At 68.8% G+C, this 23,509-nt stretch carries 17 protein-coding genes; 6 read left to right on the forward strand and 11 right to left on the reverse strand.

Going from position 1 to position 23,509, the window contains the following annotated elements:
- Positions 1 to 204 precede the first annotated feature (204 nt).
- The 3 genes from ABZY20_RS15760 to ABZY20_RS15770 all read left to right on the forward strand — a co-directional run bounded on the left by ABZY20_RS15760 (position 205) and on the right by ABZY20_RS15770 (position 3,314).
- Positions 205 to 1,281 carry a ParA family protein gene (locus ABZY20_RS15760; protein ID WP_356442255.1) on the forward strand — a complete coding sequence of 359 codons (1,077 nt, stop codon included), beginning with the start codon at positions 205 to 207 and terminating at the stop codon, positions 1,279 to 1,281.
- A complete protein-coding gene (locus tag ABZY20_RS15765; protein WP_356441923.1) occupies positions 1,278 to 2,378 on the forward strand; it encodes a ParB/RepB/Spo0J family partition protein in 1,101 nt (366 codons plus the stop codon). Before ABZY20_RS15760 ends, ABZY20_RS15765 begins: the two co-directional genes overlap by 4 nt.
- Before the next feature lie 318 nt (positions 2,379 to 2,696).
- Positions 2,697 to 3,314 (forward strand): GNAT family N-acetyltransferase, encoded by a 618-nt coding sequence (locus ABZY20_RS15770; RefSeq protein WP_356441925.1) that lies wholly within the window; start codon positions 2,697 to 2,699, stop codon positions 3,312 to 3,314.
- Between the two features lie 94 nt (positions 3,315 to 3,408).
- Here the strand turns inward: ABZY20_RS15770 and trxA are convergent, their stop codons facing one another.
- The 7 genes from trxA to ABZY20_RS15805 form a co-directional block, all read right to left on the reverse strand.
- On the reverse strand, positions 3,409 to 3,741 hold the full coding sequence (gene trxA / locus ABZY20_RS15775) for a thioredoxin (RefSeq protein ID WP_356441927.1): 333 nt from the start codon (positions 3,739 to 3,741) through the stop codon (positions 3,409 to 3,411).
- Positions 3,742 to 3,782: 41 nt separating this feature from the next.
- Positions 3,783 to 4,751 carry a thioredoxin-disulfide reductase gene (gene trxB / locus ABZY20_RS15780; RefSeq protein WP_356441929.1) on the reverse strand — a complete coding sequence of 323 codons (969 nt, stop codon included), beginning with the start codon at positions 4,749 to 4,751 and terminating at the stop codon, positions 3,783 to 3,785.
- A gap of 167 nt (positions 4,752 to 4,918) precedes the next feature.
- Positions 4,919 to 5,833: a hypothetical protein gene (locus ABZY20_RS15785; protein WP_356441931.1), complete on the reverse strand. Its 915-nt coding sequence runs from the start codon at positions 5,831 to 5,833 to the stop codon at positions 4,919 to 4,921.
- Positions 5,830 to 6,555 (reverse strand): RNA polymerase sigma factor SigM, encoded by a 726-nt coding sequence (gene sigM / locus ABZY20_RS15790; protein WP_356441933.1) that lies wholly within the window; start codon positions 6,553 to 6,555, stop codon positions 5,830 to 5,832. Before sigM ends, ABZY20_RS15785 begins: the two co-directional genes overlap by 4 nt.
- 27 nt (positions 6,556 to 6,582) lie before the next feature.
- Positions 6,583 to 8,277 carry a protein kinase family protein gene (locus ABZY20_RS15795; protein WP_356441934.1) on the reverse strand — a complete coding sequence of 565 codons (1,695 nt, stop codon included), beginning with the start codon at positions 8,275 to 8,277 and terminating at the stop codon, positions 6,583 to 6,585.
- A 140-nt stretch (positions 8,278 to 8,417) separates the two neighbouring features.
- A complete protein-coding gene (gene murJ / locus ABZY20_RS15800) occupies positions 8,418 to 10,685 on the reverse strand; it encodes a murein biosynthesis integral membrane protein MurJ (protein WP_356441935.1) in 2,268 nt (755 codons plus the stop codon).
- A gap of 43 nt (positions 10,686 to 10,728) precedes the next feature.
- On the reverse strand, positions 10,729 to 13,125 hold the full coding sequence (locus ABZY20_RS15805; protein WP_356441936.1) for a DUF6049 family protein: 2,397 nt from the start codon (positions 13,123 to 13,125) through the stop codon (positions 10,729 to 10,731).
- A 257-nt stretch (positions 13,126 to 13,382) separates the two neighbouring features.
- On the opposite strand from ABZY20_RS15805, the gene ABZY20_RS15810 reads away from it, so the two are divergent.
- Positions 13,383 to 14,828: a CCA tRNA nucleotidyltransferase gene (locus ABZY20_RS15810; protein ID WP_356441938.1), complete on the forward strand. Its 1,446-nt coding sequence runs from the start codon at positions 13,383 to 13,385 to the stop codon at positions 14,826 to 14,828.
- Between the two features lie 114 nt (positions 14,829 to 14,942).
- Here the strand turns inward: ABZY20_RS15810 and ABZY20_RS15815 are convergent, their stop codons facing one another.
- The 4 genes from ABZY20_RS15815 to ABZY20_RS15830 all read right to left on the reverse strand — a co-directional run bounded on the left by ABZY20_RS15815 (position 14,943) and on the right by ABZY20_RS15830 (position 18,733).
- Positions 14,943 to 15,455 (reverse strand): hypothetical protein, encoded by a 513-nt coding sequence (locus tag ABZY20_RS15815; protein ID WP_356441939.1) that lies wholly within the window; start codon positions 15,453 to 15,455, stop codon positions 14,943 to 14,945.
- Positions 15,456 to 15,578: 123 nt separating this feature from the next.
- Positions 15,579 to 16,841: an MFS transporter gene (locus ABZY20_RS15820; RefSeq protein ID WP_356441941.1), complete on the reverse strand. Its 1,263-nt coding sequence runs from the start codon at positions 16,839 to 16,841 to the stop codon at positions 15,579 to 15,581.
- Positions 16,842 to 16,930: 89 nt separating this feature from the next.
- On the reverse strand, positions 16,931 to 18,013 hold the full coding sequence (locus ABZY20_RS15825; RefSeq protein WP_356441943.1) for an inositol-3-phosphate synthase: 1,083 nt from the start codon (positions 18,011 to 18,013) through the stop codon (positions 16,931 to 16,933).
- A gap of 45 nt (positions 18,014 to 18,058) precedes the next feature.
- The gene (locus ABZY20_RS15830) at positions 18,059 to 18,733 is read right to left on the reverse strand and encodes a PadR family transcriptional regulator (RefSeq protein WP_356441945.1); all 675 of its coding nucleotides are present in this window, start codon (positions 18,731 to 18,733) and stop codon (positions 18,059 to 18,061) included.
- Between the two features lie 403 nt (positions 18,734 to 19,136).
- On the opposite strand from ABZY20_RS15830, the gene ABZY20_RS15835 reads away from it, so the two are divergent.
- Positions 19,137 to 21,797, forward strand: a complete 2,661-nt coding sequence (locus ABZY20_RS15835) for a transglycosylase domain-containing protein (RefSeq protein WP_356441947.1) — start codon at positions 19,137 to 19,139, stop codon at positions 21,795 to 21,797.
- Positions 21,798 to 21,919: 122 nt separating this feature from the next.
- Positions 21,920 to 23,431, forward strand: a complete 1,512-nt coding sequence (locus ABZY20_RS15840; RefSeq protein ID WP_356442256.1) for a glycosyltransferase 87 family protein — start codon at positions 21,920 to 21,922, stop codon at positions 23,429 to 23,431.
- Positions 23,432 to 23,509: the final 78 nt, after the last annotated feature.

Here is a 23,509-nt window from a genome sequence, read left to right on the forward strand (position 1 = left end):
CGACAGTTCGGGCACGACTTGCTGTGCATCGTGTTTCACGTGAAACGTCGCTCACTGCTGCACGGCATCATCAGTCGTGGCCGCGCTGCGGCCGAACCCCGCGACCGTAAGCCTCTCGGATCACTCGATGAGGGACCTGAGTTGTCCACAGAGGTGGATTTCTCCACAGAACGCCAGGCCTCACTGGTTCATGACCCCGAAGACATGGGAGGCTCTGTTCATTGCGAGCCTGAAGTCGAGGAGAGTGAATCCGTGCGGTCCGACGCCAACATCGCGGGACCGATGACCGATCCGGTCCCCGGTCCCCGTACCGAGTCGATGGGGGCGGATGTTTCACGTGAAACACCGCCTCCGATGGACGACACTCCCATCGGGCGTGCTGCCCAACTGGCGGTGGAGGCTCTGGGCCGCGCCGGTGAGGGCCTGCCACGGCCCGAGCAGACCCGAATCATCGTGGTCGCCAACCAGAAGGGCGGTGTGGGCAAGACGACGACGACCGTCAACCTTGCCGCCTCGCTGGCCCTGCACGGTGGCCGCGTTCTCGTGGTCGACCTCGACCCCCAGGGCAATGCGTCCACCGCGCTGGGCATCGACCACCACGCCGAAGTCCCGTCCATCTACGACGTGTTGGTGGAGAGCAAGCCGCTCTCCGAGGTCGTCCAGCCGGTCCCCGATGTCGAAGGCCTCTTCTGCGCCCCCGCCACGATCGATCTCGCCGGTGCGGAGATCGAGCTCGTGTCTCTGGTGGCCCGGGAGAGCAGGCTGCAGCGCGCCATCCAGGCGTACGAGCAGCCGCTGGACTACATCCTCATCGACTGCCCGCCTTCGCTCGGTCTTCTGACGGTCAACGCGTTGGTGGCGGGGCAGGAGGTCCTGATCCCGATCCAGTGCGAGTACTACGCGCTGGAGGGTCTGGGGCAGCTGCTGCGCAACGTCGACCTGGTGCGGGGGCACCTCAACCCCGCCCTGCATGTGTCGACCATCCTGCTCACCATGTACGACGGCCGGACGCGGCTCGCGTCCCAGGTCGCCGAAGAGGTGCGCACGCACTTCGGGGACGAGGTACTCCGGACGAGCATCCCCCGCTCCGTCCGTATCTCCGAGGCACCGAGTTATGGACAGACGGTCCTGACTTACGATCCTGGTTCGAGCGGTGCCCTCTCTTATCTCGAGGCGGCACGAGAGATCGCGCTGAGGGGCGTGGGCATCAGCTATGACGCCACCCACGCCCACATCGGCGCACAGCAGAACGACCCGAGCATGGTGGAGGGCATTCAGTGAGCGAGCGACGGAGGGGGCTGGGCCGCGGTCTCGGCGCACTGATCCCTGCTGCGCCGACGGAAAAGTCGGTGGCCCAGGCTGCGGCGGGCAACGCCGCCCCGACATCCCCGGTGGCAGTGCCCAAGCTGCCGACGGACCGTGGCGTGGCCGCGGCGAAGGTGGCGACCCTGCCGACTGTTTCACGTGAAACAGAGGAGCCGGCCCAGCCGAGTGCTCCCGCGCTTCCTGCGGCACCCATCGGTGCCCACTTCGCCGAGATCCCTCTCGACGCCATCGTGCCGAACCCTCGGCAGCCGCGTGAGGTCTTCGACGAGGACGCACTGTCCGAGCTCATCACCTCCATCAAGGAAGTGGGGCTCCTACAGCCGGTCGTCGTGCGGCAGGTGGGTCCCTCCAGCTATGAGCTCATCATGGGTGAGCGTCGCTGGCGGGCATGCCGTGAGGCAGGGCTCGAGGCGATCCCCGCGATCGTGCGGGCCACGGAGGACGAGAAGCTCCTTCTGGACGCCCTGCTGGAGAACCTGCACCGCGCCCAGCTGAATCCCCTGGAAGAGGCAGCCGCCTACGACCAGTTGCTGCGGGACTTCAACTGCACGCACGATCAGTTGGCGGACCGCATCGGTAGGTCCCGTCCGCAGGTCTCCAACACCCTGCGCCTGCTGAAGCTCTCGCCGGCCGTGCAGCGCCGGGTCGCCGCCGGGGTCCTCTCCGCCGGCCACGCTCGGGCGCTGCTGTCTGTCGATGACTCCGAGGAGCAGGACCGCTTGGCTCATCGCATCGTGGCCGAAGGGCTGTCGGTGCGGGCGGTCGAGGAGATCGTGACCCTGATGGGGTCGCGGCCGCAGAAGGCTCAGAAGCCCAAGGGCCCGCGTGCGGGTGCACGGGTCTCGCCGGCCCTGTCCGACCTTGCCACTCGGCTCTCGGACCGCTTCGAGACACGGGTGAAGGTCGACCTGGGGCAGAAGAAGGGCAAGATCACCGTCGAGTTCGCCTCGATGGAGGACCTCGAGCGGATCCTCGGCTCACTCGCACCGGGCGAGGGGCCGGTCCTGCAGAAGAGTCTGCTGGAGGGCGACTCCGAGGAGAGCGAGTCCTGAGACTCCTGTCGGAGTTTCGGCCGTGCTGCCGAGAGAGCGGGTCTGTCCGGTGTGTGCCGGAACATGGCCCGCTCTTTCCTTTTTGGCGGTATCGATGGAATCGCATCGTGGATACGATGCGATCGAGTACGGCGCGACCACCCGGCACCACCTCTGAGAGGGAGGCAGGGGCATGCGAACGATCAGCCGGACCGGACTGGTGAGCGCCGGTTTGGGACTGGGAGCTGTCGGTGGATTCATCTGCAGTCTCCTTAAAGAACGGAGCGCTCTGACAGCCGCCCGCGACGCGGCGGGCCGAGGAAGCGAGGATCAGCCTTCATGGGGCGCCGGCTCGTACCGCTCACGCTGGACAACCTTCAGGACCTTCCCCACCGCTGTCGCTCGTGTGTCTTCTGGGAGCTCGATCCGGTCAGCGGTGAAGCTGCGGTAAAGGCAGGCACCTCCGCGCTGGAGAAGGAAGCGTGGATCTCAGCGGTGCTACTGGACTGGGGATCCTGCGGTCGGGTCGTCTACGTCGATGACATCCCGGTGGGCTTCGTGCTCTACGCCCCTCCGGCCTATGTCCCCCGCTCGACGGCCTTCCCCACGAGTCCCGTCTCCCCCGACGCGGTCCAGCTCATGACCGCCTTCATCGTTCCGGGCTACCAGGGGCAAGGACTGGGCCGGGTCATGGTCCAGACGGTCGCCAAGGACTTGCTGCGGCGCGGGTTCAAGGCGATCGAGGCATTCGGTGACGCGCGTTGGAAGGAACCGGCGTGCGTGCTGCCTGCCGATCATCTCCTGGCGGTGGGCTTCAAGACGGTTCGGCAGCACCCCACCTACCCTCGGCTGAGGCTCGAACTGCGATCGACGCTCTCCTGGAAGGAAGACGTCGAGATGGCGCTGGACCGACTTCTCGGAGCCGTGCAGAAGGAACCAGCGCTGCGGCCACTGTAGAAGTGCCAGTCACAACGAATGGGCCAACCCTTCTGGGTTGGCCCATTCGTGTTTCACGTGAAACATGCACCGCCGATGCGGCGGCACCGCCGACTCACTCGGAGATGAAGTCCTCGAGGTCGCGAACGATCGCGGCCTTCGGCTTGGCGCCCACGATGGTCTTGGCGACCTCGCCGCCCTGGTAGACGTTCAGCGTCGGGATGGACATGACGCCGTACTTGGCGGCCGTACCCGGGTTCTCGTCGATGTTCAGCTTGACGACCTCGATCTTGTCGCCGTACTCGGCGGCGATCGCCTCGAGGGACGGCGCGATCTGGCGGCACGGACCGCACCAGGCGGCCCAGAAGTCCACGAGAACGGGCTTGTCGCTCTTGAGGACGTCCTGCTCGAAGGAGTCGTCGGTCACATTCTTCAGGGTGCCGGCCACGGCGGGCTCCTTAACTGTTGGTGCGTGGGGCGGGTAGGGGGTCAGACGGAGGTCTTCTCGGGCTCGGGCTGCTCCTCGTCCGCGAGGGCGGCGAGGTAGCGCTCGGCGTCGAGAGCGGCAGAGCAACCGGTCCCGGCGGCGGTGATCGCCTGCCGGTAGGTGTGGTCCACGACGTCGCCGGCAGCGAAGACGCCCGTCAGGTTGGTGCGGGTCGAGGGCGCCTCCACCTTGAGGTAGCCCTCCTCGTCCAGGTCGAGCTGACCCTTGAAGAGCTCGGTGCGGGGGTCGTGGCCGATGGCGATGAACAGGCCGGTCACCGGCAGGTCCGAAAGCTCTCCGGTCTTGAGGTTGCGCAGCTTCAGGCCCGAGAGCTTGGGGTCGCCCTGGATCTCGGCCACCTCGCTGTCCCACACGAACGAGATCTTCGGGTCGGCGAAGGCACGCTCCTGCATCGCCTTGGAGGCGCGCAGGGTGTCACGGCGGTGGACGATCGTGACGGACTTGGCGAAGCGCGAGAGGAAGGTGGCTTCCTCCATCGCCGTGTCACCGCCGCCGATCACGGCGATGTCCTGGTCCTTGAAGAAGAACCCGTCACAGGTGGCGCACCACGAGACGCCGCGGCCGGAGAGGGCGTCCTCGTTCGGCAGGCCGAGCTTGCGGTGCTGCGAGCCGGTGGCCACGATGACGGCCTTCGCGCGGTGGACCGTGCCGGCGGTGTCCGTGACGGTCTTGATCTCCCCGGTCAGGTCGACGTTGACGATGTCGTCGGGCACGAGCTCGGCACCGAAACGCTCGGCCTGCGAGCGCATGTTGTCCATGAGCTCAGGGCCCATGATGCCGTCCTGGAAACCCGGGAAGTTCTCGACCTCGGTGGTGTTCATGAGCGCACCACCGGCGGTGACGGCGCCCTCGAACACCAGTGGCTTCAGCGACGCGCGCGCGGTGTAGAGCGCCGCCGTGTAGCCGGCGGGCCCGGAGCCGATGATGATCACGTTACGGACGTCGCTCACGGCTTGTTTCCTCGTCTCTGGACTGCGTCGGTCGACCGGTGGGAGCTTCTCTCGGAACTCTCACCCCACCCAACGGATCCTAAGGGGCGTGCATTCCCGCTGTGCCCGAGCACACGGCAATGCCACACCGTGCCGGATGCCGCACAGGGTGAAGTCGAAGCGTTCACTCACGCCGACGGGTAGGTGCGCTCCAAGAGGACCTTGCCGGCGGCGGACCCCTGGTGATCCACACAGGTCGCGTCGACGACGTACGCGGTGACCCGCGTGCTGTCGGACGGGTGGGGAAGCAGTACGAGCATGGCCTTCTTCCCCTGATACCTGCCGTTCTCGACGGCGAGGGCGGCCTCGTCGCGGCCGATGCCCTCACGGACGCAGCCAGGTACCACGGCTTCCCGGAAGACCCTGGGCTGGTTGGCGCCGGGGGCGGTCGCGGCACCGAAGGGGGTGCGGGAGCCTTCGCTTCCGTCGCTCTTGTTCTCAGCCAGGAGGGCGGTGACCTGTTTCTGCAGCTTCCCCTCGACGATGGTGTCGCCCGGGGAGGGCTGGCCGCCGCTCGCGGTGTCCTTCGCCGGCTTACCGTCCCCGAGCGAGGACAGCAGGACGGAGCCCAGTCCCAGGGCGGCGACGGTGAAGACGGTGCCGAGAACGGCGATCCTGCGGCGTCCGTTCCGTGTGCGCGTCTTGCGGCCCGGCCCCGTGGTGGAGGAACGAGGGCGTCCCGCGGGCCGGTCGGCGGACGTCGACGTTTCACGTGAAACATGCGCGCCGCTGTCATCGGACTCGGCGTGAGGAGGCGTCGCCTGTTCCTCTGCGGTCTCCGGCGCGGAGGCGTTCAGCAGAGCCTCGGCTGCGAGTGCGGCGTCGATGCGGTTCGCGATCTCGTCGGGCATGCGGGGCGGGCCCGGCAGCGTGCCGAGCAGACCGCGGATCTCCTCCAGGGAGGCGTAGACATCGGCGCAGAGTTCGCAGTCGTCCAGATGCCGGCGCAGATCGGTGCTCCGGGACGGCGGAAGGAGGCCTTCGGCGAGGTCGGAGATCTCCGCGACGTCCGGGTGTCCGGCCATGTCAGTCGTCGGCGTCACGCTCGTCCACCTCCGCCCTTCACTGCAGCTGGGTCGCTCGGTCCTGTCTCCGGGGGTTCCGCTCGTCGCGGTCCCGCTGCGGGTGGGACGGCTGGCCGGGGTGTCCGGTTCCCTGCTCCCTCCGGCTTCTCGTCCTCACCGTGTCTGTCCGGCCGGAGATGGGTGAGCAGCGGCAGGAGTCTGGCTCTGCCCCGCGCGCACCGGCTCTTCACCGTGCCGGTCGGAACGTCGAGGATCCGGGCCGCTTCCGCGACCGGGTAGCCCTGCATGTCCACCAGGACCAGTGCGGCGCGCTGGTCGGCCGGCAGGGTGCCGAGGGCTTCGATGAGCTGCCGGTGGAGATCGTTGCGCTCGGCCGGCGCCGAGGCCGACTCGTGCGGCTCCAGCAGTTGTTCCAGGCGCTCGGTGTCGTCGACGGGCGAGGTCTTGCGGGAGGCGGCCTTGCGGGCGCGGTCCAGGCAGGCGTTCACCGTGATCCGGTGCAGCCAGGTCGTGACGGCCGACTGGCCCCGGAAGGTGTGGGCGGCCCGGTAGGCGGACACGAGGGCGTCCTGCACCGCGTCAGCGGCCTCCTCGCGGTCCCCCAGCGTCCGGAGGGCGACGGCCCAAAGCCGATCCCGATGCCGGCGCACGATCTCGCCGAAGGCGTCGGGGTCCCCCTGGACGTGGTGGGCGAGGAGGTCCTGATCACTCACTCCGTCGTACCCGGTGCCGTCTGCCATCGGCCCCCTTCCTCGAGGCAGATGCCGTCAGCTGCTCACCTTGATGTCGGCCAGCCGGCCACGCCACTTGCCGTCGTCCGCCTGCAGGGGCAGCTTGGTCAGCCACACCAGGAGGTACCGGCTCTTGAGGGACTTGCCGGGCTTCAGTTCCACCGTCGTCCCGGTGCCCTCGGCCACCTTGGAGTAGGCGTCGAAGGAGGCCGGCTGCGAGCTCGCGTCCGCGCCCGCACTGCGGAGTTCCACCGAGGTGGCCCCCACGAAGGAGAGCGTGACCTTCCCGACCTGCTGGGCCTTGCCGAGGTCCAGGACGATGCCGACGCCGGGCTTCAGACGGCCGAAGTCCGAACTCAGGTAGTAGTCCGTCTGCCAGTACGTGGCGGTGCTGCTGTCGTAGACCTTCCCTATGTCGGAAGGCTTCTCGGACTGGTCGCCGAAGGGGTCGAAGTCGCTGGCACCGCTGATGGCGATGGGCTTGCCGGGCGCGGGCTTCTTCTGTCCCTTGTCGTCCCCGTCGTTCGTCTGCGTCCGGCCCGGGTCGTCGTTCTTGTCGCCCTGGTCCATGAGCGCGTCCGCCAGCTGCCAGCTGCCGAGGCCCAGCGCGGCGATCAGGAGTGCGGAGACGGCCCACTTGAGGACCTTGCCCGTGCGGCTCTGCAGCGGGGGCGGGACCGGCACCGGCTGAGTGGCGCCGGGACGCGGCGTCTGACGGCCGTAGGAGCCCTGCTGGTACGTCGTCCGCGCGTACTCGGGAGGTGCGGTGAACGCCGGCTCCGGCGGTGGGATGCGCGGCATCTCACCGATCGCCTTCACCAGCTCCTCCGGAGTGGTGCACGGCGACTCGTGCCGGGAGGCGGTCGCACCGTCGTTGGCGAGCGCGCGCATGGCGAGCTCGGACAGGCCGCGGTGCACACCGGCCCGTACCTGGTCGGGAGCGATCAGGCCGATGTCCTTCGGCAGGCCCGACAGCCCGTAGGCGTCACTCTCGTAGGGCCAGCGCTGGGTGAGCGAGGCGTACAGCAGGGCGCCGACGGCCTCGGTGTCCGTGCGCTGCGGGGTGTCGGACGCCACGCCCCGCAGGGCGGCGTTCACGGCGAGGCCGCGGATGCGCCACTGGCCGGTGGAGGTGCGCAGGACGGCATTGGGGTTCAGCCGCAGATGCGCCAGGCCCTCGCGGTGGGCGGCGGCCATCGCGGCGGAGACCTGACTGACCATCTGGTAGGCGTCGTACGGCTCCAGGGGCCCGGCGGCGAGGAGCGTGGTCAGTTCGGTCGCGTCGGGGAGCCACTCGTGGACGACGTAGACGACGTCGTCCTCCTCCACGGCGTCCAGCACCTGGACGAAGCGGGGGTCGCCCAGGAGAGCCGAGGAGCGGGCGGCGGCCAGCACGGAGCGGGCGCGCGAGTGGTCCGCGGGGAGGATGTGCACGCCGACGGCACGGCGGAGCTTCTCGTCCACGGCGCGCCAACTGCTGAAACCGTCCAGACGGGTGACGCACTCCTCGAGGCGGTAGCGTCTGGCGAGCTTGTGGCCGCTGTGCAGTTCGGGCGGCGAGGTTTTTCCGGACGGCTCCGTCCGGGTGCTCTCCTGTACCTCGTCGCTGTCCGTGTCCCGCTCCCGGTTCTTGGCCACGCCGTCGGCCGTGGACTGGTCCGCCTCTGCGGTCAGCGACGACTCGTCGCTGTTGTCTGCCACGTCGACGGCAGCCGTACTCCGTTCCGCCACCGTCGTTCCTGCCTCCCCATCCATTGCGCGCCGGTCGGCGACCCTTGCGCGCCGTCCGACGCCGAAACCAATTGTGCCCACAGTCCGCCGCTATGCACGACACGCGGTGGCTGACGATGGTTGTGCGCGTACCCCCCTACTCAGCGTCCCAGCCGTCCGCGGACCATGCCGACCAGCGAGTTGAGTTCCTCGATGCGCATGCGGCGGGCAGCGACGAAGAAGACCGCGAGCAGTACCGCACCGCCCGCCAGCACCGCGGCGAGCGAGCCCATGACGCCCTGGCCGAGCGTGTGTCCGATGCCGTAGCAGGCCGCGCCGCTGAGCAGGGCGGCCGGGATCGACGCGATGCACAGCCGGGCGTAGGTCCGCAGGACACGTGCCCCGTCGAGGTCACCGCCCAGCCGCTTGCGCAGCCGGCGCCAGGCGACCCCCACACCGATGGCGTACGCCAGTCCGTAGGAGGCGGCCATGCCGACCACGGCCCAGCGCGACGGGATGACGAAGTAGCAGAGCGCCGAGGCGCCGGCGTTCACCGCGGCCACGATGACCGTGTTGTAGAAGGGAGTTCGGGTGTCCTCGTAGGCGTAGAAGGCGCGCAGGACGACGTACTGGACGGAGTACGGGATCAGTCCGAGACCGAACGCCATCAGCATGTAGCCCATGTTGGTGGCCTCGCTGGTGCCGGAGGAGCCGAACATCAGCGTGCACATGGGGATGCCGAGCGCGAGGAAACCGAACGCGATCGGCACGATCGCGACGGCCGTGTTGCGCAGGCCCTGGGAGATGTCGTCCCGGACGGCGCCGCCGTCGCCCTCGACCGCCGAGCGCGACAGGCGGGGCAGCAGGGCGGCCATCAGGGAGACCGTGATGATGGCCTGCGGCAGGCCCCAGATGAGCTGGGCGTTGGCGTAGGCGGCGAAGCCGGTGCCGTCGACGGGCGATGCCTTGCCCGCCGCGGTGGAGAGCTGGATGACGATCATGGCGCCCGCCTGGTTGGCGAGGACGAACAGGACCGTCCACTTGGCGAGCGTGACGGCCTTGCCGAGCCCTTGGCCCTTCCAGTCGAAGCGCAGCCGCAGCCGGAAGCCGGTCTCCCGCAGGTAGGGGATCATCGCGAGCGCCTGGACCACGAGACCGAGCAGGACGCCGATGCCGAGGAGGCGCTGTCCTTCCGGCGGGATGGTCGAGGTCTCCATGCCGGACTCGGCCGCGGTGCCATAGACGTAGATGAACATGCCCAGCGTCACGATGATGACGATGTTGTTCAGGACCGGCGTCCACATCATCGCGCCGAACTTGCCGCGGGCGTTGAGGATCTGGCCCATGACCACGTGGATCCCCATGAAGAAGATCGTGGGCAGGAAGTACTGGGCGAAGGTGACGGCGACCTCGTTGGCCGCCGGGTCGCTGGCGACCGGGTCGGACAGCATGCGGACCAGGAGCGGCGCGCCGACGACGGAGAGCGCGGTGAGCGCGCCGAGGGTCACGATGACCAGGGTGAGCAGGCGGTTGGCGTACGCCTCGCCGCCGTCGTCGTCCTCCTTCATGGCACGCACCAGCTGCGGCACGAAGACGGAGTTGAGGCCACCGCCGACCGTGAGGATGTAGATCATCGTGGGCAGCTGGTAGGCGACCTGGAAAGTGTCACCGAGGAGGCCGACGCCCAGGGCCGACACGATCAGCGCGGAGCGGATGAAGCCGGTGAGGCGGGAGACCATCGTGCCGGCGGCCATCACGGCGCTGGACTTCATCAGGCCCGCGGCACGGCCGCCCTTCTTCGGGGCGGGTGACTCGGCAGGTTCCGGTTCGGCCGCCTCGTCGACCAGAGGCCCCGCACCGGGCTGCTCGGGCGCCGCGAACTGGCCCTGCCCCAGGGGCGCGGCGGACGGGCCGGGGACCGACGCCGCCTCGTACGAGGGGTGACCGCTGCTCTGCTGCTGGTCCCGGAAGAGGTGCGCGAAGGCGTCCGGCTCCTGGCGTGGCTCGCCGGCCTGCGAGACGAGGTCGTCCACTCCCACGAACTGGGTGGTCCGGGGGTCGTCGCCGTACGGCAGGTGCCGCGTCGGGCCGTCCGGCTCCGGCGCGGGCGTCCGGGCCCACACCTGCGGGTCGGGCGCGTACGGGGACTGCGGCGGCTGTGCGTACATCTGCTGCGGCGGCGGGTACGTGCCCGCAGAGGGCGGCGGGTAGGCGGCGCTGTCGTAGTGCGCCTCGCCGACCGGGTGCTGGGCGGAGAGGTCCTGTGCCGGGTACGGGTCCTGGGCGTAGGTGTCCTGGAGGTACATGTCCGCGGGCGGCTGCGGCGGCACCTGGCCGTGCTCGGGCGGCGTGCCCTCCGGCCCGCCCGACTCGGGGTGGCCCGAGCTGCCCACGGCACGGCCGCGATCACCGTCGTACGGCGCGTTCATGGTTACCCCACCTCATCGTCCCGGGCCCACCGGCCACGACATCTCAACGGTCCACTCTCTCACCCGTGCCGGACGGGTCGGCGCTTTCCGCTGCGGTGTCCGGAGCCGGGTCACTCGGCTGCTCGGGGGCGTCTGCCCGTGAGCCGGCTTCGGATTCTCCCTTGAGACGTTCACCGGCGGCCTGCGGGTTCTGCGCGGCGTCGGCCGGGCTGTCGGCGGCGTCCGCCGGCTCGGCCGAGGCGTCCTCGGCCGCCTCACGTGCGGCCGCGCGCTTGCGCTGGGTGTACATACGGAAACCTGCGAGGACCAGCAGCAGGACGCCGCCGCCGATGACCAGCATCACCGTGGGGGTGATCTCGGTGACCTTCACGTCGAAGGTGACGGGGTCGCCGTAGGGCCGGCCGTCCTCCGTGTAGAGCTGGGCGACCACTTCCGCCCGGCCGTTGGCGTTGGCGGACGTGGTGAACTTCACCGACTGGCTGTGGCCGCCGTTGACGGCGACGGGCTGCTCCTCGTAGGCGGCGTCGCCGATCTTGAGGCGGGTCGGGTTCGTCGACGTGAGCCGCAGCTGCAGGTGCTCGACGCCCTGCACGAGGTTGTTCTGGACGGTCACCGGGATGGTGGCGCTGCGGCCGGAGAGCTTCATCTCGGACTTCCGGATCAGCTTGACCCCGTTGATGAGTCCGTCGAGGTAGGACTCCATGCCGTCGCGGTAGCCGAGCGCCGCGACGCCCCGGTTCCGCCAGGACGTGGACATCTCGCGGTTCATGGCCCGCCCGAAGGGGGTCACCACGCGGGACTGGAGGGTGAGGATCACCTTGAACTTGTCGAGGTTGCCCTTCGTCCTGGCGATCTGCTCGAAAGCGGCCCGTGGCAGCTCCTGCTTGCGCAGCGAGGAGGGGTAGGCCGAGGCCGGCGGGACCCTCGTGTTGGCCGCCGGGTCGGGCTTGGCCTTCGTGGCGTCCGCGAGGTCCTGGGACTCCGACCAGTTGCCGCTCTGGAGGGCCGAGACGGCCTCGGCCATGGCCTGCGCCTGGTTCACGGAGGGCATGCGCTGCGGGGCGACGACGACGCTGCGCTGCTTGCCGGTCTGCAGCTCGAGGGCCAGGCTCTGGGCCAGGAACCGCTGGACGGCGAGCGTCGAGGCGGAGGCCTTCGTCAGGTCGCCCCGGAACACCGTGGACATCCGGGCGTCCGCGACGACCGCCGTGGTGCCGCCGCCGATGGGCCGGGCCGCGGAGGGCGTGTAGGGCAGGTTGTCCTGGAGGCTGTCGCTGCGGGCGATGACCTTGTCGGCGCCCGCGGAGGTCGCGACCTTCACGATCGACGGGTCGACCGCTCCCTCGACGGGCCAGGCGAAGTCCGTGGACGGTTTCACGTGGAGGATCGTGTCCACCGTGTCCTCGGCGACGTCCGCGGCCTCCTTGAGGTGGCTCAGGGAACCGGTGACGCTCGTGCCGTTGTGGGCGAGGGAGGCCAGGTCGGGGTCGCCGAACGGCAGCGCGACGACCTCCTTGCCCGCGACCGCCTGCTGCAGCTCGGCGAGCCAGCGCTTGGCGAGCTCCTGGTTCGTTCCGTCGGTGGTGCTGCCGTCCGCACCGCGGATCTCGTAGCTCCGCGTCATCGCGTCGACGGAGGCCAGCAGGTCCGGATCGACCACCCAGGTGACGTCGAGGCCCTTGCCCAGCGACACCATCTGGTCGAGTCGGCCGCCCGGGGCGAGCTCCTCGGCGAGTGCGTTGTCGCGGAACACCGGGGTCTGCTGCTCGTTCGAGCCCGTTTCGGCCGCCATGTGGGCTTCCGAGATGAGCGGCCACAGGACCGTCGTCTTCGTCTTGGTGTCGGCGTCCTCCGGCTGCCAGGGCAGGAAGGTGCGCTGGATGCCGAGGATCTGGTCCCAGGGCTGAGCGGAGGTCTCACCGGAGAGGGCGACCCCCAGCTGGTAGACGCCGTCCTTGCCGAGGTCCAGTTCGTCGACCGGCACGGAGATCGTGAAGGGCTCCGCCACACCTGGGGTGAGTTCGGGGAACTTCTCGGTGTACTTGCCGCCGACCTCCTCGCCGAGGAGTCCCTGCACGTCGCGGCTCTTGTCGGCGAGTGTGTCGATGGACGAGCGGGTGTCCATCGGGGGCCCCACACGCAGGTCGACATGGGCGTCGGTGACGGGCTGCTTGCCGTTGTTGGTCACCGTCCCCGACACGGTCACCGTGTCCCCCTCCGTGGGGGCACTGGGGGTGAGCGAGTCGACCGCGACGGACACCGAGCCCGTCCCGGAGACGGCCTGCGGGGACTCCTGGCCAGCGGCGTCCGCGGGGGCCGCAGCCGGAAGCTGAAGCAGCCCGGCCAGCAGGGGCGCCCCGGCGAGCATCGCCCCGGTGCGCCGCAGCCACCGGCGGGCAGGTGAGGCACTGGTCCCCTGGAAGTCTGCCGCGTCGGCCACGCGCTCGCCCGTCCCTCGTCGTCGTCAGTGGTCGTCGGAATGTGCGTCCACGCATGGTAACGATGTGCGCTGAGGGGAAGTGCCGCGGTCCGCTCCACAAGATCGCGGACAGATGAGCGGTATGTCCGGTATGCGGCTCTATGGAGGGGAGTGCTTCCTCACCTCTTCAGGGCACGCATTGTGCCTCTGTGCAGGGAGGTGTCCGCGGCCGATATGCGGGAGCTGAGGTGGGCCCGGGCCACGTACCCTCTTTTGTTGTGCCGAACGCCAACGAAGAAACGTCCAGTGCCCTGAGCCAGGTGCAGCAACGCGCGGTGAGTGAACTGCTACGCGTCGCTCCTGTCGCCGACGACCTCGCCCGCCGCTTCCAGGAGGCCGGGTTCTCGCTCGCCCTGGTCGGCGGCTCGGTACGGGACGCCCTGCTGGGCCGGCTCGGCAACGACCTGGACTTCACCACCGATGCCCGCCCCCAGGACGTCCTCAGGATCGTGCGCCCCTGGGCGGACGCCGTCTGGGAGGTCGGGATCGCCTTCGGCACGGTCGGGGCGCACAAGGACGGCTACCAGATCGAGGTCACGACCTACCGGTCGGAGGCCTACGACCGCACCTCACGCAAGCCCGAGGTGTCGTACGGAGACTCCATCGAGGAAGATCTCGTCCGTCGGGACTTCACCGTGAACGCGATGGCCGTCGCGCTCCCGGAGAAGGAGTTCATCGACCCGCACGGCGGGCTCGAGGACCTGGCGTCCCGGATGCTGCGGACTCCCGGTACCCCGGAGCAGTCCTTCTCGGATGATCCGCTGCGGATGATGCGGGCCGCGCGCTTCGCGGCGCAGCTCGACTTCGAGGTCGCCCCCGAGGTCGTCATGGCGATGAAGGACATGTCCGGGCGCCTGGAGATCGTCTCGGCCGAGCGGGTGCGGGACGAGCTGAACAAGCTGGTTCTGTCCGCGCACCCCCGCAAGGGCCTGACGCTGCTCGTCGACACCGGCCTCGCCGACCACGTACTGCCCGAGCTGCCCGCCCTGCGCCTGGAGCGTGACGAGCACCACCGGCACAAGGACGTCTACGACCACACGCTGATCGTCCTGGAGCAGGCGATGGCACTGGAGGACGACGGTCCCGACCTGACGCTCCGGCTGGCCGCTCTGCTCCACGACATCGGCAAGCCCCGCACCCGTCGCTTCGAGAAGGACGGCCGGGTCTCGTTCCACCACCACGAGGTGGTCGGAGCCAAGATGACCAAGAAGCGCATGACCGCGCTGAAGTACTCCAACGACCTGGTGAAGGACGTCTCCCGTCTGGTCGAACTCCACCTGCGCTTCCACGGGTACGGCACCGGTGAGTGGACGGACTCGGCGGTGCGTCGCTACGTGCGTGACGCCGGCCCGCTCCTCGACCGTCTCCACAAGCTGACCCGCTCGGACTGCACCACGCGCAACAAGCGCAAGGCCGCAGCCCTCTCCCGTGCGTACGACGGCCTGGAGGAGCGGATCTCCCGGCTGCAGGAGCAGGAGGAGCTGGACTCCATCCGCCCGGACCTGGACGGCAACCAGATCATGGAGATCCTCGGCGTCGGTCCCGGCCCGGTCGTCGGTCGCGCGTACCAGCACATGCTGGAGCTGCGTCTGGAGAACGGGCCGATGGAGCACGACGTGGCGGTGTCCGCACTCAAGGAGTGGTGGGCCGCGCAGGAGAGCTGAGGCTGTGGAACGGGGGCATGTTTCACGTGAAACATGACCCTGCGGCACTCACCTCACTGAGGCAGACGGAAGGGGCGGTGTTTCACGTGAAACACCGCCCCTTCTGCGTCCGCCCTACTTCTTGTAGTCCTTCAGGCAGAGCAGGAAGTCCTTGCCGTCACCGCTCTCGGTGTACACGTACTGGAAGTCCTTGGCCTCGGCCTCGCACTTGCTGGAGGCCAGGGTGCTCGTGAGGTACTTGCCCTCGACCTTGGCGAGCACCACGAACTGGGCCTTCGTGTCGCTGCACTCGACGACCTCGAGGTCGGGGTTGTCGTCGTTGGTGCTGCCGCGGTGCATGCAGTCACCGACCGCCGCCGTGTTGGCGTCGTCCCGGCTGGCTATGTAGCCGACGATGGCCACGCTCGCCACAGCGACGACGATCACGATGTTCTTGATGGTCTTGAAGCTGAGCTTGCGGCCGGACGGCTGCGGCGGGACCGGAGCGTAGGGAGCCGCGCCCTGGGGTGGGAAGCCGGGCTGCCCGGGCTGCTGCGGGTAGCCGCCCTGGGGCGGGAACGGGGCCTGGGGCTGACCCGCGGGCTGTCCCTGTGCGAACGGGTTGCCCTGGGGCGGCGGAGTAGTCACTTGGGGGTCCCCCTAAAGCATGGTGAGTGACGCGAACATGTCGCGAGATAAGACGCACGTAAGTTATCGGTCCCCACTGACAACCCAGTAGTCAGGAAGGGCTCTGTGGCATTGATGTGACACTTACTGGCGGCCAAACCGGGCCATAGCAGCAGCTACTGTCGCGTAGATAACGGCGACTGTGACCACCAGCGTCACGGACCGGCCGTCCGGCGGCAGCATCAGGGCGGCCACGGCGGCGGCACCGACGAAGGCGACGTTGAAGAGGACGTCGTAGACCGAGAAAATCCGGCCACGGAAGCCGTCGTCGACGACCGACTGGACGATGGTGTCCGTCGCGATCTTGGCGCCCTGGGTGGTCATGCCCAGAACGAATGCCGCGATCAGTACGGGGACGGAGGCGAACGGCAACCCGAGCGCGGGTTCCAGCACGGCCGCGACTCCCGCGCACACGACGATCCAGCGTCCCGGCCCGAGTCGTCCCGCGGCCCAGGGCGTCACCACCGCCGCCGCGAAGAAGCCGGCGCCCGAGACGCCCAACGCCAGCCCCAGCAGGGCGAGTCCGTCGTCGGGGGTCGAGGTGAGCGCGTACCGGCAGAGCATCAGCAGCATGACCAGCAGGGCGCCGTAGCAGAACCGCATCAGCGACATCGCCACGAGCGCCCAGGCGGCCTCCCGGCGTGCCGGCTCGGCCAGGTGCCGTACGCCCGCCACCAGATCGCGCACGGTGCTGCTGAGGGCCGTACCGATCCGCACATGCGTCACGGTCCGGTCGGGGCCCAGCAGTTCGCGCGCCATGCTCAGCGAGGCCAGGGCCGCGCACAGGTACAGCCCGGCCGCCACGAGCACCACGGCGGCGTCGGAGTCGGCCACCACCAGGCGGACGACGAAGGCGATCCCGCCGCCCGCGGTCGCCGCCAGCGTCCCGGCGGTCGGGGAGACGGAGTTGGCGATGACCAGACGCTCGGCGTCGACCACGCGCGGCAGAGCGGCGGACAGACCGGACAGGACGAACCGGTTGACGGCGGTGACGCACAGGGCGGAGACGTAGAAGAGCCAGTCCGGAGCGGGGCTGAGTATCAGCAGGGCCGTCGCGGAGGCGAGCACGGCACGCAACAGGCTGCCGTGAAACAGGACCTGACGGCGTCGCCAGCGGTCCAGCAGCACACCGGCGAACGGGCCGACGAGGGAGTACGGGAGCAGCAGGACCGCCATCGCCGAGGCGACGGCGGCCGCGGAGGTCTGCTTCTCCGGCGAGAAGACGACGTAGGTGGCGAGCGCGACCTGGTAGACCCCGTCGGCGCCCTGGGAGAGCAGCCGCACGGCGAGCAGGCGCCGGAAGCCCTGGAAGAGCAGCAGCACGCGCAGGTCACGGACGACGGGCATGGGGCCCAGCCTCACATACGGGGAGGGTCCCCGGGCCATACGACCCGGGGACCCTCACAGCCCTGGCAGGAGCGACCGATGGCGGAGCGTCAGCGCTCGACCTCACCCGCGATGAACTTCTCCACGTTCTCGCGGGCCTCGTCGTCGAAGTACTGCACGGGCGGGGACTTCATGAAGTAGCTCGAAGCCGACAGGATCGGGCCGCCGATGCCGCGGTCCTTGGCGATCTTCGCGGCGCGCAGCGCGTCGATGATGACGCCGGCGGAGTTCGGGGAGTCCCAGACCTCCAGCTTGTACTCCAGGTTCAGCGGGACGTCACCGAACGCGCGGCCCTCCAGGCGGACGTAGGCCCACTTGCGGTCGTCCAGCCAGGCGACGTAGTCGGACGGGCCGATGTGGACGTTGCCCTCGCCCAGCTCGCGGTCGCGGATCTGGGAGGTGACGGCCTGCGTCTTGGAGATCTTCTTCGACTCGAGGCGGTCGCGCTCGAGCATGTTCTTGAAGTCCATGTTGCCGCCGACGTTCAGCTGCATCGTGCGGTCCAGGACGACGCCCCGGTCCTCGAACAGCTTCGCCATGACGCGGTGCGTGATGGTGGCGCCGACCTGCGACTTGATGTCGTCGCCGACGATCGGGACGCCCGCCTCGGTGAACTTGTCCGCCCACTCCTTGGTGCCGGCGATGAAGACCGGGAGAGCGTTGACGAAGGCGACCTTGGCGTCGATGGCGCACTGGGCGTAGAACTTCGCCGCGTCCTCGGAGCCGACGGGCAGGTAGCAGACGAGGACGTCGACCTGCTGGTCCTTGAGGACCTGGACGACGTCGACCGGCTCCTCGGCGGACTCCTCGATGGTCTCGCGGTAGTACCGGCCGAGGCCGTCGAGGGTGTGGCCGCGCTGGACCGTCACACCGGTGTGGGGTACGTCGCAGATCTTGATGGTGTTGTTCTCCGAGGCGCCGATGGCGTCCGCGAGGTCGAGACCGACCTTCTTGGCGTCCACGTCGAACGCGGCGACGAACTCGACGTCGCTGACGTGGTACTCGCCGAACTGGACGTGCATCAGGCCCGGCACCCTGGACGCCGGGTCGGCGTCCTTGTAGTACTCGACTCCCTGCACCAGCGATGCGGCGCAGTTGCCCACACCGACGATGGCTACGCGAACCGAACCCATTCCGGTTGCTCCCTGTGTGTACGAGTGAGGCCCTCGGAAGGGCTCTCACGTGGCGGTGTCGCCGGGCGTATCCGGCCGGGGGTCGTCCCCCGGCCGGGGCAGGCCGCCCGACGCTCCAGATGTGGTGTCACGCGATGCGGGCTCTCCGGAGGCGGAACCCTTGAGGTCCCGCCCCGCCCGCTCGCTCTCGATGAGCTCGTTCAGCCAGCGCACCTCGCGCTCCACGGACTCCATCCCGTGGCGCTGCAGCTCAAGCGTGTAGTCGTCGAGGCGCTCCCGGGTCCGGGCCAGGGACGCGCTCATCTTCTCCAGGCGCTCCTCCAGCCGGCTGCGGCGACCTTCCAGCACGCGCATGCGGACGTCGCGTGAGGTTTGCCCGAAGAACGCGAAACGGGCGGCGAAGGTCTCGTCCTCGTACGCGTCGGGCCCGGTCTGTGAGAGGAGCTGCTCGAAGTGCTCCTTACCCTCCGCCGTCAGCCGGTAGACGATCTTGGCGCGGCGGCCGGTGAGGGGCACGGCCTCGGATTCGGCCCCCGGTTCCTCGATCAACCAGCCGTTGGCGACCAGCGTCTTGAGGCAGGGGTACAGCGTCCCGTAGCTGAAGGCACGGAACACACCCAGTGACGTGTTGAGCCGTTTACGCAGCTCATAGCCGTGCATAGGAGATTCGCGGAGCAGGCCGAGTACGGCGAACTCGAGGATCCCGGAACGCCGGCTCATCGTCGCCTCCTCTCTGCCGCGGTGCGCGGGTCTCCGTCCGATGTGTCGGACCGATGTGTCGAGCTGATGTATCGACTCGATACATCACGACGATAGAACGGCCTTCCGGATGCGACAAGAGGGGGTGTGGTGAACGGGATCACATCACCGATTCGTCGGACGCGAGTTGCCTGATTTGAGGTGAACTTCGGTCCTCGGCAGGTTTTGGCGGTGCGTAGTCTGTGCGCCATGCACATCACCGGGAACCGAGTGACGCCTGAGAGCGTCGTCTTCTTCGGTGTAGTACGGGTGCATGCGGGCCCGATGAGTGCGGGGCCGACCGCATCCGTACTTCGGGGGGACCGGAAACCAGCCGCCGTTTCCAGGCGCGCAAGGGTGCGCCTGCCCGAGGAGTAGTCGTTCGATGAGCGAGCACCGTCGCAAACCGCCGCAGCCGCAGGGAGGCGGACGTGCCGCGGCCCGACGCGGCCAGTCCGGCTCGTCCTCCGGCCGCCGCGCGGCACCGCGAGGCGCCACCGGGTCTCCGTCCGACTCCTATGGGTCGGACTCGTACGGCTCGGGGGGTGAAGAGCGTGTTTACGGCAGCCGTGCCGAGGCCCGGCGCGCGGCACAGAGGAGCGCGGGAGGCGGTCGGCGCAGAGCTGCCGAACCGCCCCGGGGCGGGCGGCGCGCCGCCCCCGGAGGGCCGCACGGGCCCGGACGGGGCCGAGGGCGCGCGGCAGCCGTCCCCGACAAGAAGCGTCTGATCGACTATCCGCGGGCCGGCAAGTACGGCTGGCAGCGCTGGCTGCCGTCCTGGAAGCTCGTCTCCGGCCTGTGCATCGGTTTCTTCGGCAGCCTGGTGGCCGTGGCGGGCATCGGCTACGCCATGGTGGGCGTCCCGAACGAGGAGAACGCCGCCGCCCTGTCGCAGAACAACGTCTACTACTGGTCCAACGGCCAGCAGATGGTGGCGACCGGTAGTGGTCAGAACCGGCAGAACGTCACGATCGACCGGATCCCCAAGGCCATGCAGCAGGCAGTGATCTCGGCCGAGAACAAGAGCTTCTACCAGGACTCGGGCGTCGACCCCATGGGCATCGCCCGGGCCCTGGCGAACATGGCGCGCGGCGGCGACACCCAGGGCGGTTCGACGATCACCCAGCAGTTCGTCAAGAACACCTACCTGAGCCAGGAACAGACCGTCAGCCGTAAGTTCAAGGAGATGTTCATCTCGATCAAGGTGGGCACGAAGCTCTCCAAGGAAGAGATTCTCCAGGGCTACCTGAACACCTCGTACTACGGCCGTGGCGCCTACGGCATCCAGGCCGCCGCTCAGACGTACTACGGCAAGGACGCGTACAAGCTCGAGCCGAGTGAATGCGCCTTCCTCGCCGCCCTGCTCAAGGGACCGACGTACTACGACCCGGCGGGCAACGCGAGCCTTGATCCCGCAGCGTCGGAGAAGGCCAACACCAAGCGCTCCAAGGAGCGCTGGGCCTGGATCCTCGAGCAGATGCACAACGACAACAAGCTCACGGACGCCGAGTACCAGAAGGCGATCAGGGAGTACCCCATGCCCCAGGGCCGGAAGGCCACCAAGGGCATGAGCGGCCAGATCAGCTACTTGGTGGACACCGCCAAGAAGTACGTCCTGAACCACTCCGACATCACCGAGGCCCAGTTCGACCAGGGCGGCTACCAGATCAAGACGACCTTCGAGAAGAGCAAGGTCGAGGCGCTGGCCAAGGCCGTCAAGAAGATCGAGAAGGAGAAGCTCGATCCGAAGAACCGTGAGCTGGACAAGCACGTCCAGTTCGGCGCGGCCTCGGTGAAGCCGAAGGACGGCGCGATCGTCGCGCTGTACGGTGGCTCGGGCTACGAGAACGGCCACTTCAACAACAACGCCGACACCTCGGGTGTCCCCGTCGGTTCGACGTGGAAGCCGTTCGTGCTCGCCGCCGCCATGGAGCACGGCACGTACCGCAGTGACGGAGTGGGCGTCTCGCCGCTGAGCAAGTACAACGGCGACGACGACCTGAAGATCCGGAAGCCGGACGGCACCTACTACCTGCGCAAGGACAACTCGGTCTTCCGGCAGCAGAACGAGAGCGACCGCCCGTGGGGCTACATCACCCTGCGCAAGGCGATGGAGCAGTCCGTCAACACGCCGTTCGTGCAGCTCGGCGTGGATGTGGGCATGGCACGGGTGCGGGAGGTCGCCAAGCGGTCCGGCATCCTGGACCAGAGCATGGTGCAGGAGCTCAATCCGTCCTTCGCGCTCGGTACGTCGACCCCCAGCGCGATCCGCATGGCAGACGCCTACGCGACGTTCGCCGCCTCTGGCAAGCAGGCCGCTCCGTACTCGGTGACCAGTGTCAAGTTCAACGGCCAGGAGATCGAAGGCTTCGACAAGCCGCGGATCACGCAGGCGATGCCGGAGAACGTGGCGAACAACGTCACGGACGTCCTGGAGAACGTCATCCAGAACGGTACGGGTAAGAACGCGCTGGCCCTGGGCCGTACGGCGGCCGGTAAGACCGGTACGACGGACGAGAACAAGTCCGCCTGGTTCGTGGGCTACACCCAGCAGCTGTCGACCTCGGTGGCCATGTTCCGTGAGGACCCCAAGAGCGCCAAGCTGCTCTCCATGAACGGCACGGCGGGTGAGGAGTCCATCCACGGTGGTGACGTCCCCACGCTCGTGTGGACCGAGTTCATGAAGATCGCGCTCAAGGACAAGCCCGACCTCGGCTTCCCGGATGCCGAGCCGATCGGTGACGTCCAGGACGACGTGGGTGCCCCGTCACCGACCCCGACGCCCAGCGTCGAGCCCAGCGAGACCGTGACCGAGACGCCGAGCGCCACGCCGAGCGAGACCCCGACGAGTCCGTCGCCCTCGCCGAGCGACACGTGTGGCTTCTTCGGGTGTGAGGCCGACGGTGGCGCGCAGAACGGCGGCACGGGCAATGGCGGCACCGACGGAGGAGCGAGCACGGAGCCGTCACCGACCGACACGAACCTCGACGGCGGCAACACCAGAGGTAACGGCAATGGAGGCATCTTCGGCGGTCCCGCCGGATAGCTGACCGATCGCCCGGCTTGGGTGTTTCACGTGAAACATCATGGTGTTTCACGTGAAACGAGGGCCGCCGCACCCACTCGGGTGCGGCGGCCCTCGGCGTATTGCCAGACTCGTACGGCAGGATGTGCGGCATGCCCAGTGCAGAATCGACGCGAGCAGGCGTCCACGAGCCGGAGCCGGTGCGGCCGACCCAGGAGGACGAGGTCGCCGCGGCCGGCAGCGAGCTGATCGGCGGCCCGCTCGGGCGGCGTGCTGTGACCGGGACGTCCTGGTGGACTCCGGTGAGGGTGGTCGCGCTGGTGGCGATCGGCATGTTCGCCCTCGGGCTGGTCCAGAAGGCACCCTGCTACAACGGTGCCTGGTTCTTCGGCGCCAGCTCCCAGTACACGCACGCCTGCTACTCGGACATCCCGCACCTCTACCAGGGGCGCGGCTTCGCCGACGGGCTCGTGCCGTACTTCGACAAGCTCCCGGGCGACATGCAGTACCTGGAGTATCCGGTGCTGACCGGTGTCTTCATGGAGGTCGCCTCCTGGCTCACGCCCGGCAGCGGCACCATCCAGGACCAGGAGCAGTGGTACTGGATGGTCAACGCCGGGATGCTCATGGTGTGCGCTGCCGTCATCGCCGTCTGCGTGACCCGCACCCACGCGCGGCGCCCCTGGGACGGTCTCCTGGTCGCTTTGGCGCCCGCCTTCGCGCTGACGGCCACCATCAACTGGGACCTGCTGGCGGTGGCTCTGACGGCCGCGGCGATGCTGATGTGGTCGCGGGGCCGCTCCCTCGCCTTCGGCGTCCTCCTGGGGCTCGCCACGGCCGCCAAGCTGTATCCGTTCCTGCTCCTCGGGCCGCTGCTGGTGCTGTGCTGGCGCGCGGGCAAGTGGCGGGAGTTCGGGACCGCCCTGGCCGGCGCCATCGTCGCCTGGGTCGTGGTGAACGGGCCGGTGATGCTCTTCGCGTTCGAGGGCTGGTCGAAGTTCTACACGTTCAGCCAGGAGCGGGGTGTCGACTTCGGCTCGTTCTGGCTGATCATGGCCCAGAACTCGGACGACCCGCTCAGCACCGAGACGGTGAACACCCTGGCCACGCTGCTGATGCTGGCGAGCTGCGCGGCTGTCGCGGCGCTCGCGCTGACTGCACCGCGCCGTCCGCGGTTCGCCCAGCTCGCCTTCCTGATCGTCGCGGCGTTCATCCTCACCAACAAGGTCTATTCGCCGCAGTACGTGCTGTGGCTGGTGCCGCTGGCCGCCCTGGCCCGGCCCAAGTGGCGGGACTATCTGATTTGGCAGGCCTGCGAGGTGGCGTACTTCCTGGGCATCTGGCTGTACCTCGCGTACACGACCAGCGGCGACGCCCACAAGGGGCTGCCCACTGACGGTTATCACTGGGCCATCGCCCTGCATCTGCTGGGGACGTTGTACCTGTGCGTGATGATCGTGCGGGACATCTTCCTGCCGGAACGGGACCCGGTGCGGCGCTCGGGCGACGACGACCCCTCGGGCGGGGTCCTCGACGGTGCGCAGGACGTCTTCGTCTTCGGTCCCGCGGCCCGGCCCCGGCGGCATGAGACCGCCCGGTTCGAAGGGCCGCCGGTCGACTGGGGCAGGCAGGGCGCCACGGGCGGTTCGCTCTGAGCGAACGGCATCCAGAGGTTGGATACACCGACGGGATGCGGCAGGCGCGAAGGCCGTACACGGACACCGTGTACGGCC

Origin of the sequence: Streptomyces sp. NPDC006624, assembly GCF_040611555.1 — a bacterium.
GTDB lineage: Bacteria > Actinomycetota > Actinomycetes > Streptomycetales > Streptomycetaceae > Streptomyces.